This is a genomic window from Bacillus sp. H1a (assembly GCF_000633475.1).
Lineage (GTDB): Bacteria > Bacillota > Bacilli > Bacillales > Bacillaceae_G > Bacillus_A > Bacillus_A paramycoides.
The window spans coordinates 1-15,783 of sequence record NZ_AYMH01000095.1 but is presented as its reverse complement, the minus strand read 5'-3'; the positions used below and the strand labels follow the sequence as shown (position 1 = coordinate 15,783).

The window sequence follows — 15,783 nt, the reverse complement described above, 5'->3', positions numbered from 1 at the left end:
TAGCTTGATAGCGATGGGGTACCACCAGCCTTTTAGAAAAACCCCACGCTAAGCAAAAAATACAATAAGCTGCCCATATGGGCAGCTTATTTACATAATTTTCGAAAGCGAAAGTTATCAATAATTCATATATGATAAGACAAGTTTTCCAACCCATACAAAAACAAGAATCCAAATAACAATAAAAATAGCACCTGTTATCCAATTTTTAGGTTTACCTGTTGTTTGTCTTTCTTCTACTTTTCTTTTACAGTCCTCCAACACTTCTTTAGGAATTAGTTTTAATGCCAAGGAAACACCCAATGGTACAAGAATTACATCATCAAGATACCCCAAAATTGGAATAAAATCTGGGATTAGATCAATAGGGCTAAAAGCATACGCAACAACAAGCACTGTAAATAATTTTGCATACCAAGGAACTCTTTCATCTCGATATGCAAAATAAAGTACTAGAAGTTGTTTCTTTAAGTTTTTAGCCCATTTTTTTAGTTTTTGTATGATAGATAAATTCTCTTTTGCTTTCATCGATTTATCTTGGTTCAAATTGCTTCCCCCAATTTCTTTGTTCTAAGTCCATGGTATCAGAGTAGTACACAAAAACACTATGTATATTTTATACATATTAGGCTAACATAACGTCTCATTATCGGTAGCAATAAAAAGGCGAATCCTTACTCTCAGAAGGAATCCCCTTTTTTATTTTCTATAACTCTATTCATCTTTTTTATACATTCCTATCCTGGCATGGGTTTTAGGGTTCTCGTTTGTTACTAGATTAGCCGAAAACTGTATAAAATTTTGTATGCTCTTAGCGTGGGGGTTTTCAAAAATGCTGGCGATACCCCTAGATTTAAAAAGAAAAAAGCAATGATTAGATTTTAAACCTAGTCATTGCTTTATCCATTGCATCTTGGTTTACACCTATATATCGTAATGTTACCTTCTCTGACGAATGATTGAATATCTCCATTAGTAATGCTATGTTTTTCGTTTGCATGTACATATGATAGCCGTAAGTCTTTCTTAATGTATGTGTACCAATTTCATCTAATCCAAACTCTGCCGCCGCTCCACTTAGTATCTTATATGCCATGCTACGACCAATAGGACGATTCTTCCCTTGTCTACTTTGTAATATTAACTTGATAGACATAGGGTAAGACTCCTAATTTAGTAATTTGTGTAGTACAAGCCGTAACCAAATCTATTAATCTGACATACCATATCAAGGCAACTTTAAATCGATAAAAAAGTTGCAAAGGAGGCGAATATAAAATGGCATCATTTGAAATTGGAGCAAGATCTCTTTTCAATTTTCGAAACCAACGTTTTTTCTTATTAGTTGAAGATGAAATTACAATTCCAGATAAAGGTGTAGAAATTGATCCAGTTAATATCTACGAAATTGACAAGCAAACTTTCAATTTTATCAGAGATGAAGGAGATACACCTGTAATTGTACCAAGTGATACACTTCCAACTGTACCACCTGGATTTAAATTAGAACGAAAATGTATTTTTACAGTCGATAATTCATACTTTGTAATCTATGATTTAGAAGATGGAACTGATAACAACGTCCTATTAAGAATCAATGCAGCTTTATTTAATTCATTAAAAACTTCTGGTGTTCGTGAATGTGTGCCTCAAAATTTCATTTAAGAACACAAATTGATTAAACCTCAAATGGAATACTCTTTGAACAATTTAAGCCCTCGTAGTTTTCTACAAAGGGTTAAATTGTTATGTAAAAAGTTTTATTAATTATTAGCAGTTTTTGGCGGTTCGGCGGATACAATTGCTAGTCCAAGTCGAGAAACCTAAGAAAAGTAAATACCCCAAAACGATAAAATTGGCATCTCCAGGTGAAAATGTACAATTTTTTTGTTTTGGGGCGATATAAAATTCTTAAGTTGATGGGCATGTGGCTATACCTCTAACTGTATGGGTTTAAAAGAAAAAACAATGCTTAGATTTTAAATCTAGTCATTGCTTTATCCATTGCATCTTGGTTTACACCTATATATCATAATGTTACCTTCTCTGACGAATGATTGAATATCTCCATTAGTAATGCTATGTTTTTCGTTTGCATGTACATGTGATATCCGTATGTCTTTCTTAATGTATGTGTGCCAATTTCATCTAATCCAAACTCTGTTGCAGCTTCACTTAGTATCTTATATGCCATGCTACGACCAATTGGACGATTCTTTCCTTGTCTACTTTGTAATAGATACTCACCATCTTCCCTTTCTTCAATAAACCACCTAAGTTCCCTTTTCAACGTTGCAGTAATTTGGATACGTTTCTGTTTCCCTGTTTTCTTCTCCCTCATAGAGATATGACTACCTTTGACATCTCCTACTTTCAACTTCAAAATATCAGAGATTCTGAGACCTGTATTAATGCCCATAATGAAGAGAATGTAATTGCGTAAGCTCTTTTCCTTGAAATACTCTTTTAACTGCTGTATTTGCTCTAGATCACGTATCGGTTGAACAAAGTTCATTATTCATTACCTCCAGTTTCTTCAGTCTCATAAACTTCTAATCTAAGAGCAAAGGCTAGCTTATAAAACGCTCTTGATTTAACACGTCGATATGTACGCTCACTCATACCTATTTCGTTATAAATCATATAGTCACATACATCCTCATCCTCTAAGTATCGTTTAACTATAATCTCCCTCTGGTTTTTTCCGGTTTGACTGTTTCCAAAACGACTTAATGCTTGATTAACTCGAAATGACATAGTTTCTAACCATTTTTCACGTTCGATTTGTTGCAAATTAGCGATTGCAACATCCTCTAAAGGCTTTCCGACTGCATGTGTAGGACCGTGTTCTCTCATTTCATAAGAAGGGGTGACTTTCATTTCTTTACGAATCATTCCGAACTGTCTATATATACGAACACTTTCTAGAACGCCTTCTAACTTCTCTTGTGTTGCTGCTCTATCAATTTTTGGTAAGAAAGATAATTGTTTAGTCATGTAAGACCACTCCTTTTTATTTTTAAATTACTTTTGTCGTAAAGCTCCACGTCTGCGCTCATAACGTGGTCCATGAACACCCATTAAATCTTCAATGTCACGAGTACTTAATTTCTCTTTTTGTTTTTTCTTGTTTCTCTTCTTTCCTTGTCTTGATTGCTTTTTCCATTCACGTAATTGATCTTTTAACACCTTCATTTCTCCCCATCTCCCTTTTCAAAATAAAAAGGACACCTATTCCTAAAACAGCTTTAATTGCTGCTTTAATGAATTGGTGTCCTCTAGTTTTCTAGCCGGACTATATTTGTTTTAGTTCACTTTAAAATACCAGCTTGTACAAAAATATTACTCATATTTTTTTCCGTTGTAGATAACAAACCCTACTGGATGATGGGTAAAATGCAAAACTGGATCACCAGGATTTCCAATTGAAGGATATGCATGATTTTTATCAATATAAACTCCCTGTAATTCAATTGGATTACCTGATTCTAGACCACTAATTGGCTCTCCCAAACCCTCGGCATCTCCGTAACGAATAGCACAGAATAGCTCATCTGGAATCGTTGATACCTCTACACCACTTGCATGTATAACTGATATATTATTAATTAATAGATGATAATGCATTACACCCTTTATTTCTACATCTTTTTCACGCTCTTTTATACTACCTGTAACATGTATAACGTGTTTTGTAGTTTCCATACTACCACTCCTTTTTCTAATTAACGACCTGTCCACATATCTTGCACAATTCCATTTTTAAATAATTCATATGGGAAATAACAATATCCTTTATCTCCCCAGTCTTCTCCCCAGCTGTTTCGAATAATAACAGTTTGCTTATTATCATCATATCCAACAGCACAAACAGCATGTCCTGCTGGTTGCCCATCTTCTACAATTACATCATCTGTTCCTGATACCGGAACTATGCCAGTCTTTATAACTTCTTCTGACTTAAAAGAGTTTGGTACAACAAATCCAAGCACAACAACTAATCCATGAGCAAGCGCAGCCTTTAATCCCGACAAATCTTGAATACGATAGTAGGCTCCAATTCTATAAAGTGCGGCATCTGATTCAGCCTTTGATGATGGCTTATCTCTAAAATTCTCAGTATAAGGAAAATCCTCTTCAGGGCATACCCCAATGTTTTTAAGAACATCCATACCATCACGAACATTCGCTCCGCTATCTTCCTGAATATGTCCTTCTATTTCTCGCTCATGATAATATAAAAACAAACGAGATAAGCAAGTAAATGGACGACCTGATTGTAATAATAGGTATTCTCGTAATCCTGAAACAATTGCATTCGCCGTACAAGAACCTATTTTCCATTGATTCACTATACCTGACATCTTTGGACGAAGATCGACTTGCGTTGGCAGATCTCCCTCGTTACTAAATAAGTAACTCCGAAACATTTTGTCTCTTAAATCAACAGGGTCTTTTCTCACATTAAGGTATTTTACAATATCTTTGTTACTGGTAAGACTGAAATTTGATTCATTTGAGCTCATATGCAGAAATCCATCCCTTCTTTATATCTAGATAATTCATTCACTTTATATACTTAACTTAAAAATTAAAATTATACCTTTTTAATTTTTATTTCATTTACATTCAATCCATCCGTATATTCATTTGTTAATCTTTTAATTCTCAACTTCTTTTCTATCAAATTCTCCCCATCTCCCCTTTCAAAATAAAAAGGACGCCTATTCCGAAAAACTGTTTACCATTCATATTCTATTCCTCCAATACTGTTATTTTATAATCCCAGCTTGTGCAAAAATGTTTCTCCAAGCGTTATTGACTCGATGTTTCTCTACCGCTTTTGCGCGACGAGCGATAGCCTTTCTAATCTTTTTTTTAGGTTTCATTATCCTAGCCTCTCTTTCTATTAGTTGCGATAGGTAAGACTTTGAAGTTATCTCCATCTTTTCCCCCGCTTAACACTGTACGTGCGACTTTCATCGCATACAGCGTCCCATCTTATTCTTTTATACTAAAGTAACTAGATTACAAGCTTTACGGAGTTTGTTTATTTTCTTCAATTGTTTATCGTTCAATTGAAGTATTCTCATATACGTTCTAATCGTCTCTTCATTTGTAGCGTGAATCAGTCTGTGGACAAATTCATGTACAATAATTAGGTTATTGAACTCGTCAGTTCCTCCCATACCTTTCGGTACTTTGTGATGACAGTGCGCTTCATCAGCTAACAAAAAGATTCCTGTAACAGCACATTTTCCATTTTGCATAGAATATCTCGACATTCTGTTATCTGTATACTCCACGCTCTGCCCTTTAGTGGATGATAGCAACATCTTCTGCATTTCATTGGCAATGTTACCTTTTAGGCTTTTGATGAGTTTTGTCTTCCTTTTATAGTGTAGTTACATATGTCTTGACTGAAACTTTGAGGGAATCGTGTTTGTATGTCCGCTAGTGGATATACATGATTACCTGCTATTTCAAAGGTTCTATAATTATTCCTGTGAGTTCTTTTGTATAATGCGTTTGCATTGGTAGGAATCTTATATTTCCCTATTGATTTTAGACGATTAAACAAGGTTTTCGAGAGACGAAAGGCTATTTCAGCAAAGTCTATAGATACATGTGTTGCAATTTTGTAATAGTTTTTTATGCCAAGCACGTAAGAGTTATAGTCCTGTACTGTTTTCCCTGATGGATTCTTTTGAATTGCTTTAATCCTTGTTTTTGCTTTTTCAAGGATATCCTTTTTCTTTTTCGCGCTTACATGTGTGTTTGCTACATATCTTTTGCGCTTTTTAACGAATTTAATAGAGAACCCCAGAAAATCCGAAGATTTTCTTTTTAGGTTAGTTATAGTTGATTTTTCATTAGATATGTTAAGGTTTAATTGATTCCCGAGATAACCTTCCACTGCATGGAATATTTTAGTTGCAGATTTGTGATTGTTTGTAAATATTTTAAAATCATCCGCATACCTAACTATATACATTCTCTTCAATTTTGTTTTTGATAGATGATAGTTTTTATTTGGTAGTGTATATGGTTTTCTTGTTTTGATATTATCCCACTGACTAGATATCCGCCAATCTAAATCATTCAATACAACATTACTTAGTAATGGGCTTAGAATTCCTCCTTGCGGAGTTCCTTTTGTAGGAATGCCTTCTCCTTTGATTGGTGCTTTTAACATTTTCGAGATGATTGTCAGTACTCTTCTATCAGTTATACCTATGGTATATAGTTGTTTTAGTAATTTGGAGTGGTTTACGTTGTCAAAGAAACCTTGTATATCAATATCAACTACGTGACTATATCCCCCACGATTCATCAAGAATTGACACCTAGCCATCGCATGATGCGTTGACCTATTGGGTCTAAACCCATATGAATGCTTGTAGAATTTCGCTTCGCATATTGGCTCTAGAACTTGCTTGAGCATTTGTTGAATGAATCTATCTCTCATTGTAGGTATTCCTAATGGGCGTTTCTTTCCATTTGGTTTAGGTATTTCTACCCTACGTACCGTGTTTGGCTTGTAGTCTACAAGAGCATTTCTTATGTTATCAACGAAAGAATCTACATCTTCCATTTTATAATGGTCGATTGTGATACCATCTGTTCCTTCAGTTTTAGAGCCAGTGTTAGCCTTTATGTTTCTATATGCCAGTAGAATATTTTCTTTTGATATGATGTGTTTATATAAATTTATACCTTTAGTAGCATTGTTTTTGCTACGTTGATATAAATCATCAAACACTTTTTGTATATCGTAATATTCTGCATGTCGTAATGTTGTACTCACCGATGTGTTAATTCCCCCTTCTTACGAAAAGTCCCATCATCTTACTCGATCCTGTGAGTTACATCTAGTAAGTTTAGTTTTCAAAGAACAAGACTAGGGACTATCCCTCCACATTCGTTACATGTTTCGTCGGTACTGTGTCCCCACCTTCACAAGAATGAAGCAATTTCGGTTCGTTAGAACCTTATATACATCTGTCCGCTAGTAGGCGTTGGTGACAGTTTCTTGCTTACCACGTTCCGATTGACCTAGCTATACATATATCCTTAGGTGCTTGCTGTAAGCCTGTTATCTTTACATCATCATCGTTAGATGTTCCGAATTTCATATCCTTTAATCTTACTTTTCGGTAGATAACATCGTCATTGACGACATACATATTTCTTATGTATTAATAATTTAGACCCGTATATTCGCAAGTTCGCCAGTCCGTTAATTTGGACATTCTCACCATAGATATTTTGTAGCATCCCGACCTATCCATTACCATATGATTTCTCACTTAGGTTTTGTTCAGCCGACTTCACCTAGCTTCATACAATTTGTGACTACTATCACGTCTTGCATGTAGGAGTATTAGATAAGTAGTTTCAGCTCAACCTGACGGCTTTCATTCCTACTTTCAGTCAGTCAGTTGTTGTTATCAAATTGATAACCCTCCTATTTCGTGTTTACACACTTATAAGGAAACGTGTCGCGCAAAGGATTATTTTGTTTAATTTTTCACCACTAATCATCAAAATATCTTACAATCGTTATATATTAAATAAATTAATTAATTAGGAGTAGATAAAATGCCGGTTACACTTGAACTTATTCTTTTCATTCTTATCGCGATTAGTGCTGTCGGCTATTTGATAAAAGAATTTCAAAAAGCCAAGAAAAGAACTTTTAGAATTTCACTAGAATTTTTAGTTCTTTTCTGGTCAATATGGAGAATATCGACTATCATAATCTAATTTGTAGATTATAAGTCCCAACCTGGATAAAACTAAATATTACGTCAATAATATAGGTAGGCGATAGCCAGAACTCATTTAATGGAGTCCCTAACTTTTCTCCTTTCCCCCTTGGAAAACCAGCCAAGCAGTTAGCTTTTGCTAGCTACTCTTTTATTTGTGACAAAATGAAATTTTTATTTCTCAATACATAACGGATGGAATCAACCTTCCATTTATGGTAATGTAATGGTAATTCATTAATTCCTTCCATGTATTTTTTAAACAGGACCTGTAGGGCACAGCAGGTCCTATCTTTTTTCTACTAAAATGGCGTTTTTGTTCAAAATGATGACCTTATCCATTTGGACACATTTACCAGTATTTTTACCAAAAAATTCATGATATTGTTAATTAGTCGAGTACGTCATTACTTGACGATTACCCTTAGGAGCCCCCCGGACAAATGGGGTTCCTTTTATTTAAATAACGTTTTTGTTACTTTTCCGTAACCACTTTAGGTTTATATACATGTTACAATTTATATGATTTTACAAATTGTCCTTTGCAAAATCATAATGCCTATTCTGTCCTTATTGGAGGAGCAATAAGGGCAGTTTTTAATAAAGAATAAGGACTTTGTTACTTTTCCGTAACCGCTTTAAGCTTATATACATGTTACAATTTATATGATTTTGCAAATTTCCCTTGCAAGTCCCTATACCTGTGCTGCCCTTGTTCCCTATTCAACAAGGGCAGTTTTTTTATTAAATTAAGGATTTTGTTAAAAACTTACATACATATGTTTTTCGTTATATAATTAAATTATTAATATATTAGGAGTGTTAATGATGTCAGAAACAATAATGATTTTGTTATACATCTGCTTCGGGATGAGTGCCGTTTTTAGCTTAATAAAGGAATTTCGAAAGCCACAGAAAAACCAGTTGTTGATTTTATTTGATTTTCTAATTTTGATAGGTGCTATATTTTTAATAGCTAGTATCTTTATCTAAATTACATAACGAGAACTCCCATATGGAGCAAAGCAGCCTAGCGAAAGCTACCTGCTTTTTTTATTAAATAACTATTTTATTAAAAATCTTCAATGAGCTAATCCTTACAGTTTTGTAATACTAATGTCACTAAAATCAATTTTTTCACTATAAACTCTTTACTATAATTTTCCTTATACACAAACAAGAATTGTTAAGAATTAATTAAGCAACCGTTAAGCCTCAGTTAAAAAATTTTTCACATAATAAAGTTATAGACACACAATAAGGAGCGATTTAAAAATGTCTTTCTCTCAATTAAATATTGATGCTTTTCGAACTATCAATGATTTAGGGAAGCAATATTCATCCCTAAACTCAACTATGGTATTTTTGGCGGAATATATGGTGTATTTTTTAGGTTTAATTATTATGGCTTATTGGTTTACTCAATCTAGAAAAAACAAAATGATGATTATTCAAGCAATGGTTGCTTTCGTAACTGCTGAAATAATTGGAAAATTAGCAGGGAATTTGTATTTGAATTATCAACCATTTGCAGTATTACCTAATGTTAATAAACTTGTCGATCATGCAGTAGATAATTCATTTCCTAGCGACCATACGATTCTATTTTTTTCAATTTGTTTTTCATTTTGGCTTGTTCGTAAAAAAACTGGGTGGTTATGGCTTGTACTTGCATTTTGTGTAGCTATTTCTCGTATCTGGGTAGGAGTTCATTATCCTTTCGATGTCGTAACAGGGGCTCTAATAGGAATTATTTCAGCACTATTTTCGTATTGGTTAACACCGAAAATTACATTTATCAAACAATTACTTAATCTTTATGAAAAAATAGAGCAAAATGTAATACCATCCAAAAACAAATCGAACAACTTTTGATTATGGAACACACTAAAAAGATTACATATATTATTGAGTATTCTTTTTCAATATTGTCTAGGTCATTGAGCGCTTTAAAAAGCGCTCTTTATTATTAAATAACGCTTTTGTTTTAGGCATATCCACACCTACTTTTCTATAAAATTCAAATTTGGTCTATATCAATAACTTCAATCCCATGTAAAAGCTAAGTAAAGATTACTAGCATTTAATCATTTAAGCCTAGAAACGTTATATAATGAATCTGCAATGGATAATGGCATTGCAAACAATTCCATACTCCTTCTGCATCGGATTCTAAAAACAGCTGTAAAACAAAATGTTATTTCTAGAAATCCGGCTACTTTTGCTGAGATACCGAAAAAAGAAAAAAACTCCATCCAGACTTGGACAGAGGAAGAAGTAAAAAAGTTTCTATTGCATTCACAAGAATCACGATATCATATTGGGTATCTTCTTGCAATAACTACAGGCATGCGTCTGGGAGAAGTTCTAGGTTTACGATGGCAGGACGTTGATTTCGAGAAACACACTATTACAATTAATCAGACATCAGGTCATGACGATAAAATTAAAAAAACAGCAAAAACAAATTCATCCAAACGTACAATTCCAGTACCTAAAGAAACGATAGAATCCTTAAAAAAACATAGGATTACAATTAATAAAGAGAAATTAAAATGTGGTTCCGCCTATCAAGATTTTGATTTAATTAATTGTACTGAGTTTGGAATGGTCATAAGGAGAGCGAATTTCAGAAATACTTTCCTTAGAACGATAGACAACGCAGGCATAAAACGAATTAAATTCCATGATTTAAGACACACACACGCAACCATACTTTTGAAACAAGGAGTTAACCCTAAAATTATCAGCGAAAGATTAGGACATACAGACATTTCAATGACACTAAGAGTTTATTCTCATGTTTTACCAAACATGCAAGAAGAAGCTGTTAAAAACTTTGGTAAAAGTATCTTTGGATAGCTCATGTTTGCAAAATGTTTGCATTTTATAAAATTATGTCTTTAATCCAGTTCATAAGGACAAATATATAATCATTTTTTCTTTGTGTGTAACATATATTAAAAATATATTAGGTTTATATTTAATAAAATTAACTAACTAAAACATTATAATATCAACGTTTGCGAAGTCATCTTTTATTTTTTTCGTTTCTACCCATAATTTTCTATTGTAATTCTTAATATTTAAATGTAATATTGTATTGTCTTACTATCTATTTATAACTCACACACTAACTAGAAAAGGGAACTCTATATGAGTTCCCTTTTCTATTAAAAATTAAAAAACAGAAATCTAGCACTATGCTAAACCTCTGTTTTTTCTTCTTAACCTTATTTATTTTCTAGGAATTTAAATGTATCCTTAAATTCATTATCTGTTACTTTAATATCCGCTTCTTTCAATAGATCATTGATTACTTGTTGTTTCCATTTACCTGTTGTATCTTGTAGTCTTTGTTGTTCTAAATCTTTTCGGATTTTATCTTTCACTTCATCAAACGGTTTCAATTCTTTTTTATCCGTCACTTTTATTATATGGTAGCCGTACGATGTTTTTACTGGATCACTTACTTGTCCTGCATCTAATTTATACGCAGCTTCCTCGAATTCTTTCACAGTTTGACCAGGAGCAAAACCAGCAATTTCTCCACCCTGTTCCTTTGAACCAGGATCTTCCGAATATTGCTTAGCTAGAGCAGCAAAGTCTTCTCCATTATTTAATTTCTCTTTTATTTCTTTCGCAGTTTTTTCATCTTTCACTAAAATGTGACTTACTTTCATTTCTGGCTTATGGTTATCTTTCACATCTTTATCTGTAACGGTCGCTTTAATCGCTTTCTCAAGTGCAATTTCTGGCTTCATTCTCTCTTTTAGTTCATCTTCATTTTTCAGTCCAGCTTGTTCTAAAGCCATTTTAAAATTATCACCCATTTGATTCTTTGCTGCTTCTACTTGTTTTTTAGCTTCTTCATCTGAAACTTTGTATTTATCTAGCAATGCTTTATTTAACATCATTTGATATAAAGTACTTTTTCCATATGTTTGTTTTAATTCTTTACTTAACTCTTTCTCTGTCACGTTTCCTACTTTTGATGTTGCAACGTTACCCGAGGAACCACACGCTGACAACGCTAGTGCCATACATGTAATAATAGTTCCTATTAAAAGCTTTTTCTTTTTCAATTCAAATACCTCACTTTAATAATTGTATATGAAAAACTATATACTGTTATTGTGAAATTAATGTGTTTTCCGTAAGTATATATTTTCATATCAGAAAACAGCTTTATTAAATACTAAAAGCCAGCTTGCGAGCCGACTTTTTTTAACATCATTTAATCTGCACATGCTCCTCTTTAATCCATTCATCCCCACCTATATCTACATATCCATCCTGACGATTCCAAATGCGATAAGGTACCTTCCCATCAACCGCTCCTGTATCATTTCCATTTGGTCCATCGTACGTTCTAATTTCATATCCAGGTGCGTATTTTGAATATGCATAAAACCATTGTATATTAAAATGCTCTAGCTTGGCCCATTGTTGTTCACTGCCTAAACAAATCATTTCTTTTTCTCCGCCTCCCCAATAACCTTTAAAGATTAAATATGGGATTTTTTTCGTAATTCTGCCTGTAAACTGTGGATTTGCAGGATCTTCATATAGATTAATACCGTATCCATCAGTATATTTTGAAACAGCAATACCAATTCCATTTGATTGCTTTATATTTTCTATACTGGATTGATTTGTTTGATTTGTACCTATAAACCAAGAAAGATCCTTATTTCCAATTAATTGATTCAAATCACATTTCCCAATACCAGGAACATTTCCTGAATCAGTATATTGCCAAATATCGCATGGATATGCTGGTTTATTCCCTCCGTAACGAGGAATCCATATAAAATCAGCATCAATATTACGCGCCCCAAATGATACATACGTATGATGCCCTACATATAAACCAACCTTTTTCGCACCTAATCGGCGTAATTCATCAATAAAGGCCTGCGTCCCGCTCTGCATATCTACCACTGTTTGAACTTCTACATCTGCCACCCAAAATTTAGCGGATTTATCACCTCGATTCCAAAAATCTTGCGCTTCTTTCTTTGCATCTGAAATAGATATAAAACGGCAAAATGCATAATTACCAAATGGTATACTATGTTTCCTCATTTCATTTACATAACTTTGATACATAAAGTCCACCGTATTCGAGCCGTCTTGTACTCTAGCAATAACTAAATCTAGCTGAGACGCTGCAATGTCCCAATTAATATTTCCATTCCATTTCGAAATATCTACAATATAACCCATTACTAATCAACTCCTTTTTATTATTAAATTCAAAGCTTGTTTTATTGTTAGACCCATATGCCTAATACCAACTCTCTATAAAATAAATATAATCTCATCATTTTTTCAAAATATACAACCTATCTAGAATATTTTTCTTTATATTAAAAAGATAACTTCAACTTTCTTACATACTTCTGGGAAGTTAAACTAAAAGCCTTTTACTAATAACGTAAAACTATAATCAGTAGGATCTTTTATCCCTCACGAATTATAACTCAAACAAATCGGGCTTTTACGGGCAGTAGGGCTCCTACATAGCTTTTTTACTTCTGCCGAATTTTGAGGTTGCTGTCTTACTGTTTATAAATATCGGAATAAAACTATAAAAAATGTGCATACTATATGTAAGCTATTTTAGCTTACACTCATGACTGACCTCCAATATTTTTCAATCTCCCTGTAACTAGGCAGCTAAATAATTAAAGCTGCCTCTTTATAATTTCCTTTTAAAGGCTTATTTTATTACAATTTCCATTTTTTTATATATAAAGAAGAATCACCATTTTAAAATCCAGATACTTATATGAATCTGTTACCGTGTCTTTTGTTAAATCCAGTTATGAATCTATCGTATGCTTCCTCTACAAAAGGATTATGTGCAATGCCCCCTCCAAGATCATATTTTGTACAACGGTATCTTACCGTTGCACGTGATATATCAAGTTTTCTAGCTATCATATTTGTACTCATGCCAATGAATCTGAGTTTTATTATTTTCTCTACAATATTTTCATCTAACACTTTCCCGACACTTTTTCCACCTTGTTGATTTGTAAAAGTGTTTTGCGTATTCCCTTGCCATTCACCCAACTCACGATAATCTCTTCTATAAAATAAAAAAGCAGCTGTTAGGCTACTTTAAATTCGTCTTATCCCCAAATGAAATGATATATATATTCTCCCGTTACGCTTTCATTAATCCCAGCAACCCTAGCAAATCTCATTAAGTCCGCCCCTTGAAGAAAATACATTGTGAGCGTAACTGGCACTTGTGACCACATAAATTGATAAAGCTCATTCACTCTCTGATTCGTCGAAACTATTAAATCATTTGCAGGTCCATTATTCCATACAGAAGTTCTAACTGAGGTGAACGGAAGGTCTTTCCCATTAACCACTATTCTTGCCACACTTTGAGTTATGTCCACAGCAATTCCCTCCGTCATTACAAAAATCAGATCTGTTTCTATACTCATATTCCTGACTATAATAAATGTTTAAGGCAAACCCCTATTTTTCACTTCTATTTAGAATAATTTTTTTGTAAAATAAGGATCTATTAATGAAAATCTTGATTTTCATAATTTTAAAACGACTGTCTGTAATTGTAACGGATTCATTTCTAAGGTGCAAAATGATGAAAAACATACTATGCTAACAAGAATCATCTAGACTCCCATAATACACAGAACACTAAAGATCATCCAAACCCACTCATTCCTTTCCCCTCCCTTTCCTATCAAGATGCTCATCGGACTCCCTTGTTACAAACTCTAGTCGCTCTTCTCTAGCTTCCCATTCCATTTGCTTCTTTCTCTTATCTTTCCTTAACAGCAAACAAGACGCCACCTAGTTCACAGCAGCGCCTAACGAAGTGACTATAGAATTAATCATTAATAAGTATATCTGGACCCTTCTTCAACATATACGCGAAACCCGAAATAAATACGATACTAAATATAATAATGGAAGACCACATATTAAAATGAAATTCTTTACCTACAACTAAATAATAGATGTTATGGACCAAGAAATTAGTACCTATGATATGGCGTATTCCTTTCTTTGAGAAAATAGTCTCGTCACGAGAGCACTTTATTAAGTGCTCTTTTTGTGTTCCAAACTAATACAAAATGAAATTTTTATATTAATCTTTGTCACACATTAAAAATTAGGAATTATATATTGAATACTAATTCATCAGACACAAATCATTTCTTATAAGGGCGCTCTTTACTTGCGCCCTTATTTAAATACTCAACTTTATTACGCCGCATATTTTTATAAATTGTATACAGTTCCATATGGAATTGTTGAAAAAGAAATTCCGTATGGCGTAATATGATGCACTGGGTGATAATACTCCATAAATGAATAATACGGTTGTATACCTTGTTGCATTTGTTGCTGTGCTTGTAACGCTTGTTGAACAGCTTGAATTGTACTTTGTGCCCCACTATATGTTATACCAGTAGTACCATACGCCGGACGCATACTAGCTCGGGGATTAAAATATGAATAAAACATTATTATTCAACTCACTTCCAAATAAGTTATTACAAAGTATGTTATGCGTATTAATTTCAGTGAGTGTTAAAACATAGTCCACTAGCTTTTATTCAAATAGCGTTTTTGTTTAGTTTTATACTATTAATCCTTTGAATCCCCCCTACATTTCAAAAACATAATGTAGTAAAATACATTCAATAGTTAGAATACACCAAAAATAGGAGGTTGACGTATGAATAAAAGACTTAAGATATTAATGAAAATTACACCTTTCCTAAGTGTGATTTTCATCGTAACTGGATTAGTTATGGCAATATTAGGTGCACTAGATCATAACCTCAAATTATTTACTGGTTCACTATTCCTAATTGCACAAACTGTCCTTGGAATAACATATTGGATGAAGTTTAAAAAATTGGCTTCTAAAACCTATAACGCTTAGTACCAGCTGAAATGTTAAAGTATATCTACTGAATATTTCAGCTGTCACATTCTATTCGTTGCGATAGGTAAA

General features: G+C 33.3%; 16 protein-coding genes and 3 pseudogenes. 4 read left to right on the top strand and 15 right to left on the bottom strand.

Going from position 1 to position 15,783, the window contains the following annotated elements:
* Positions 1–117: 117 nt before the first annotated feature.
* A complete protein-coding gene (locus U860_RS0129695) occupies positions 118–546 on the bottom strand; it encodes a YkvA family protein (protein ID WP_025151328.1) in 429 nt (142 codons plus the stop codon).
* A 328-nt stretch (positions 547–874) separates the two neighbouring features.
* A pseudogene (locus U860_RS0129690) lies at positions 875–1,141 on the bottom strand (tyrosine-type recombinase/integrase); the annotation flags it as partial.
* 137 nt (positions 1,142–1,278) lie between these two features.
* Between U860_RS0129690 and U860_RS0129685 the strand changes: the two are divergent.
* Positions 1,279–1,665, top strand: coding sequence for a hypothetical protein (locus tag U860_RS0129685; RefSeq protein WP_025151326.1), 387 nt, complete (start codon positions 1,279–1,281; stop codon positions 1,663–1,665).
* 364 nt (positions 1,666–2,029) lie between these two features.
* Here U860_RS0129685 and U860_RS32260 read toward each other — a convergent pair whose 3' ends face one another.
* The 7 genes and pseudogenes from U860_RS32260 to ltrA form a co-directional block, all read right to left on the bottom strand.
* Positions 2,030–2,515, bottom strand: a complete 486-nt coding sequence (locus U860_RS32260; RefSeq protein WP_050447573.1) for a site-specific integrase — start codon at positions 2,513–2,515, stop codon at positions 2,030–2,032.
* On the bottom strand, positions 2,515–2,997 hold the full coding sequence (locus U860_RS0129675) for an ArpU family phage packaging/lysis transcriptional regulator (RefSeq protein ID WP_025151325.1): 483 nt from the start codon (positions 2,995–2,997) through the stop codon (positions 2,515–2,517). Before U860_RS0129675 ends, U860_RS32260 begins: the two co-directional genes overlap by 1 nt.
* Positions 2,998–3,024: 27 nt before the next feature.
* Positions 3,025–3,195, bottom strand: coding sequence for a hypothetical protein (locus tag U860_RS36155; RefSeq protein ID WP_033795512.1), 171 nt, complete (start codon positions 3,193–3,195; stop codon positions 3,025–3,027).
* A 147-nt stretch (positions 3,196–3,342) separates the two neighbouring features.
* A complete protein-coding gene (locus U860_RS0129665; RefSeq protein ID WP_025151324.1) occupies positions 3,343–3,705 on the bottom strand; it encodes a hypothetical protein in 363 nt (120 codons plus the stop codon).
* A 20-nt stretch (positions 3,706–3,725) separates the two neighbouring features.
* Complete coding sequence (locus U860_RS0129660) at positions 3,726–4,526, bottom strand: C1 family peptidase (protein WP_025151323.1); 801 nt, start codon at positions 4,524–4,526, stop codon at positions 3,726–3,728.
* Positions 4,527–4,772: 246 nt separating this feature from the next.
* Complete coding sequence (locus U860_RS34630) at positions 4,773–4,889, bottom strand: DUF3983 domain-containing protein (protein WP_081806996.1); 117 nt, start codon at positions 4,887–4,889, stop codon at positions 4,773–4,775.
* 120 nt (positions 4,890–5,009) lie between these two features.
* A pseudogene (gene ltrA, locus U860_RS32250) lies at positions 5,010–6,808 on the bottom strand (group II intron reverse transcriptase/maturase).
* Between the two features lie 2,236 nt (positions 6,809–9,044).
* Here ltrA and U860_RS0129635 point away from each other — a divergent pair.
* Positions 9,045–9,644, top strand: coding sequence for an undecaprenyl-diphosphatase (locus tag U860_RS0129635; protein WP_025151320.1), 600 nt, complete (start codon positions 9,045–9,047; stop codon positions 9,642–9,644).
* Positions 9,645–9,884: 240 nt separating this feature from the next.
* Positions 9,885–10,631 (top strand): annotated as a pseudogene (locus U860_RS0129630) (site-specific integrase); the annotation flags it as partial.
* A 371-nt stretch (positions 10,632–11,002) separates the two neighbouring features.
* Here U860_RS0129630 and U860_RS0129625 read toward each other — a convergent pair.
* The 6 genes from U860_RS0129625 to U860_RS0129600 all read right to left on the bottom strand — a co-directional run bounded on the left by U860_RS0129625 (position 11,003) and on the right by U860_RS0129600 (position 15,287).
* The gene (locus U860_RS0129625) at positions 11,003–11,854 is read right to left on the bottom strand and encodes a peptidylprolyl isomerase PrsA (RefSeq protein ID WP_025151319.1); all 852 of its coding nucleotides are present in this window, start codon (positions 11,852–11,854) and stop codon (positions 11,003–11,005) included.
* 148 nt (positions 11,855–12,002) lie between these two features.
* The gene (locus U860_RS0129620) at positions 12,003–12,998 is read right to left on the bottom strand and encodes a glycoside hydrolase family 25 protein (protein ID WP_025151318.1); all 996 of its coding nucleotides are present in this window, start codon (positions 12,996–12,998) and stop codon (positions 12,003–12,005) included.
* A 561-nt stretch (positions 12,999–13,559) separates the two neighbouring features.
* The gene (locus tag U860_RS35490) at positions 13,560–13,850 is read right to left on the bottom strand and encodes a hypothetical protein (protein WP_025151317.1); all 291 of its coding nucleotides are present in this window, start codon (positions 13,848–13,850) and stop codon (positions 13,560–13,562) included.
* A gap of 59 nt (positions 13,851–13,909) precedes the next feature.
* On the bottom strand, positions 13,910–14,206 hold the full coding sequence (locus U860_RS0129610) for a hypothetical protein (RefSeq protein ID WP_050447575.1): 297 nt from the start codon (positions 14,204–14,206) through the stop codon (positions 13,910–13,912).
* Positions 14,207–14,646: 440 nt separating this feature from the next.
* Positions 14,647–14,859 (bottom strand): hypothetical protein, encoded by a 213-nt coding sequence (locus U860_RS34620; protein WP_081806994.1) that lies wholly within the window; start codon positions 14,857–14,859, stop codon positions 14,647–14,649.
* Between the two features lie 182 nt (positions 14,860–15,041).
* Positions 15,042–15,287 carry a DUF3947 family protein gene (locus U860_RS0129600; protein ID WP_025151315.1) on the bottom strand — a complete coding sequence of 82 codons (246 nt, stop codon included), beginning with the start codon at positions 15,285–15,287 and terminating at the stop codon, positions 15,042–15,044.
* Between the two features lie 214 nt (positions 15,288–15,501).
* On the opposite strand from U860_RS0129600, the gene U860_RS0129595 reads away from it, so the two are divergent.
* Positions 15,502–15,711, top strand: a complete 210-nt coding sequence (locus U860_RS0129595) for a hypothetical protein (RefSeq protein ID WP_025151314.1) — start codon at positions 15,502–15,504, stop codon at positions 15,709–15,711.
* Positions 15,712–15,783: the final 72 nt, after the last annotated feature.